We start from the raw sequence: 3,411 nt of genomic DNA, 5'->3' as shown, positions 1-3,411 counted from the left end.
AGATAAACAAATTTGGTAATGGAGAAATGACATGAGCGGCGCATTATGGGTTTCAAAAACCGGTCTGGAAGCGCAGCAAAACCGGCTGAATGTCGTCAGTAATAACCTGGCCAACGTTAACACGACCGGTTTCAAACGGGACCGGGCGGTATTCGAGGATTTGCTGTATCAGAATGTGCGCCAGGCCGGCGGGCAAAGCAGTCAGGCGACGGAATTACCCTCCGGTCTGTCGCTTGGTACCGGCGTGCGTACCGTCGCGACGCAAAAGATGCATACCCAGGGTAGTCTGGTTCAGACCCAGAATCCCTATGATATGGCGATACAGGGCCAGGGTTTCTTCCAGGTACTGATGCCCAACGGCACCATGGCCTATACCCGCAGTGGCGAATTTCAGGTGAACAAGGACGGCGAGCTGGTAACCTCGTCCGGGTATCGGTTGCAACCGAATATCACGATCCCGGAAGACGCCACCAGTGTGACCATCGGTCGTGATGGAACCGTCTCGGCATTGCAGTCGGGCGATGCGGCCCCCACCCAGGTCGGCACGATCGAGCTGGCCGATTTTACCAACCCGGCCGGATTACAGCCGCGGGGTGAGAATCTGTATGTCCAGACCGGGGCCAGCGGTGATCCTCAGACCGGTTCGCCGGATTCCGAGAATTTTGGTGCCCTGTTTCAGGGGTCTCTGGAAACTTCCAACGTCAATGTGGTGGAAGAGCTGGTGAATATGATCGAAACCCAGCGCGCCTATGAAATGAATTCCAAGGCTATCTCCACCGCCGATCAGATGTTGCAGTTTGCCAACAACAACCTTTAACAGGTAAGACATTATGAATAGCAGAATGATTCTCATGTTCGCCGGGTGTCTGTTGCTGGCCAGTGGCTGCACTTTTGTGCCGAAAAAAACCGCCGAAGAAAAAAGCTACGAACCGGCCGAACCGGTGGTGGTCAATGTCCCGCGCAAGGATAACGGGGCGATTTATCAACCGGGCATGCGGGTCAGCCTGTTTGAAAATCCGACGGCCAGCCGGGTCGGCGATATCCTGACCATTTTGCTGCAAGAGGAAACCAGTGCGAGCGCCAGCTCCAGTACCAACAGCGCCAAGGATCAGCAGGTTGATATGCCCGGGCCGGAACTGGCAGGCGATCAGGTGACCCAGAATGGCAAACCGGTATTGCAGAACAATCTGGGCGCCAACCGACAATTTAATGGGCAGGGTGACAGTGACATGAGCAGCTCGTTTGAAGGCAAGCTGAGTGTCACCGTACACAAGGTGCTGGCCAACGGTAACCTGGTGGTCCGGGGGCAGAAAGTGTTGCTGCTCAATCAGTCTGATGAATATATTCGTTTCATGGGGATCGTCCGGCCACAGGATGTTAATCCCGATAACACGGTTTCATCCCACCGGGTGGCGGATGTCCGGGTGGCCTATTCCGGTGAGGGATTCATCGCCTCCGCCAACAGCATGGGTCCCCTGGCTCGATTCTTCCAGGGTCCGACCTGGCCGTATTAACCGATGACCATACCACTGTATCAAGTCGAGGATAGAAGCATGCTTTCCATAAAAGAACTGGGTTTCACAATTGTGGTTGGTCTGGTTTTTGTGCTCGGACTGTTGCCGGGTCTGGCCCAGGCCGAGCGCATCAAGGACGTGGCCAAGGTCGCCGGGGTACGCAGTAACCAGCTGGTCGGTTACGGTCTGGTGGTCGGTCTCAATGGCACTGGCGACGGTGGCGGAGCGGCCGCGCAACAGAGCCTGCGTAACATGATGACGCGTCTGGGCGTGCGTTTGCCCGACGGACAAAATCTGCAGGCGGACAATGTCGCGGTGGTGAGCATCCATGCGGAGTTGCCGCCATTTTCCAAACCGGGCAAGACGATTGATGTCACGGTCTCCTCGGTCGGTGGCGCCGACAGTCTGCGCGGTGGCTCACTCTTGATGACGCCCTTGCGCGGTGTGGATGACAATGTCTATGCCGTCGCCCAGGGGAATCTGATTGTCAGCGGTTTTGGCGCAGCCGGGAATGATGGTTCCAGCATTACTGTGAATGTGCCGACGGTCGGTCGCATCCCCAACGGCGCGACGGTTGAACGACTGGTCGATACGCCCTTTGGACAGGAAAAGGAGCTGGTGCTGAACCTGCATCATCCCGATTTCACCACCTCGACCCGCATGGCCCGGGTGATCAACCAGGCCGTTGGCAAAGGCACCGCCCATTCGGTGGATCCCGGTTCGGTCAGCGTGAATGCCCCGACGGATCCGGCGCAACGCGTGGCATTTGTCTCGATGCTGGAGAATCTCACGTTTACGCCGGGCGATTCCCCGGCCCGGGTGATCGTCAATTCACGCACCGGCACCGTCGTGATTGGCAAACATGTGCAGGTGACCCCCGCCGCCGTCGCCCACGGCAGCCTGACCGTGACCATTACGTCCGATCCCCTGGTCAGCCAGCCGGGTCCGCTGGCAGGCGGGGAAACCGCCGTGGTGCCGCGAACCGACATCGACGTGGAACAGGCCGACAGCCGGATGTTCAAATTTGCACCCGGTGTTTCCCTCGATGAAATCGTTCGGGCCGTTAACGAAGTCGGTGCTGCTCCGGGCGACCTGGTCGCCATCCTCGAAGCGCTCAAAGAAGCCGGCGCGCTGCGTGCCGAACTGGTGGTGATCTAAAACAGGTTCCAGGTCCTGGCCCCTGGAAATGAAATTACGACTGACGCTTCATAGATGGGCCTCTGGAAAATAACGCAGAGGACGCGGAGGCGCGGAGCCGCAGAGGAGGAATGAAAAATTGTTTCCTCCGCGTCAATGGCCTCCGCGATACTTCCAGGGATTCGAAAACTGACAGAGCGCCAGGTAGCGCTGCGCGCAACCTGGCCTACAACTGGATGATTAATCCGCAAATGAACGCCAATAAACGCGAATTAAATAATTAATATTTTGCGTCCATTCGCGTTCATTTGCGGACTCATTATTTGATTGTTCCTGTGTCCGCTCGTGACCTCTACATAGGTAAGCCCTTCTTGAGGTTTCTTCACGGAGGACACCATTATGCTGCAGGCCATGCTACGCGCGACCTGGCCCAACTTCCGGCCTCAACTTCGGGTCCCTGAATATTGGCATGGATGGTGCATATTCAGGGTATGTTAGCTCAACAACCTCCAGTTGCCGGTCTGTCGCAGTCGTCCAGCTATACGGATATGGCCGATCTGTCGCGCCTGCGCCATCAGTCCCAGCAGGATCCGCGCGCAACCCTGCGCGAAGTGGCCAAGCAGTTTGAGGGGGTGTTTATGCAGATGGTGCTCAAGAGCATGCGCGAGGCGAGCTTTGGCGATCCGATTTTCGATAGTAACCAGAGCGAACTGTATCGCGATATGTTCGACAAGCAGATTTCCCTGGAGATGACCCGGGG

The 3,411-nt window shown here is 57.0% G+C and carries 4 protein-coding genes; all 4 read left to right on the top strand.

Features of this window, described 5'->3' with window-relative positions; all coding sequences use genetic code 11:
* Window positions 1-31 precede the first annotated feature (31 nt).
* Window positions 32-817, top strand: coding sequence for a flagellar basal-body rod protein FlgG (gene flgG / locus RI563_RS12610; RefSeq protein WP_310694737.1), 786 nt, complete (start codon window positions 32-34; stop codon window positions 815-817).
* A gap of 13 nt (window positions 818-830) precedes the next feature.
* Entirely contained in the window at window positions 831-1,514 is a 684-nt protein-coding gene (locus RI563_RS12605) for a flagellar basal body L-ring protein FlgH (RefSeq protein WP_310694736.1), read from the top strand.
* A gap of 39 nt (window positions 1,515-1,553) precedes the next feature.
* A complete protein-coding gene (locus RI563_RS12600; protein WP_310694735.1) occupies window positions 1,554-2,672 on the top strand; it encodes a flagellar basal body P-ring protein FlgI in 1,119 nt (372 codons plus the stop codon).
* Window positions 2,673-3,142: 470 nt separating this feature from the next.
* Window positions 3,143-3,411 (top strand): rod-binding protein (locus tag RI563_RS12595; protein WP_310694734.1); only part of this gene is annotated, 269 nt, incomplete at its 3' end.

The organism is Thiohalophilus sp., assembly GCF_031581315.1.
Lineage (GTDB): Bacteria > Pseudomonadota > Gammaproteobacteria > UBA6429 > Thiohalophilaceae > Thiohalophilus.
Note: the sequence above shows the minus strand (reverse complement) of the source record. Positions and strands in the feature narration are given on the sequence as shown.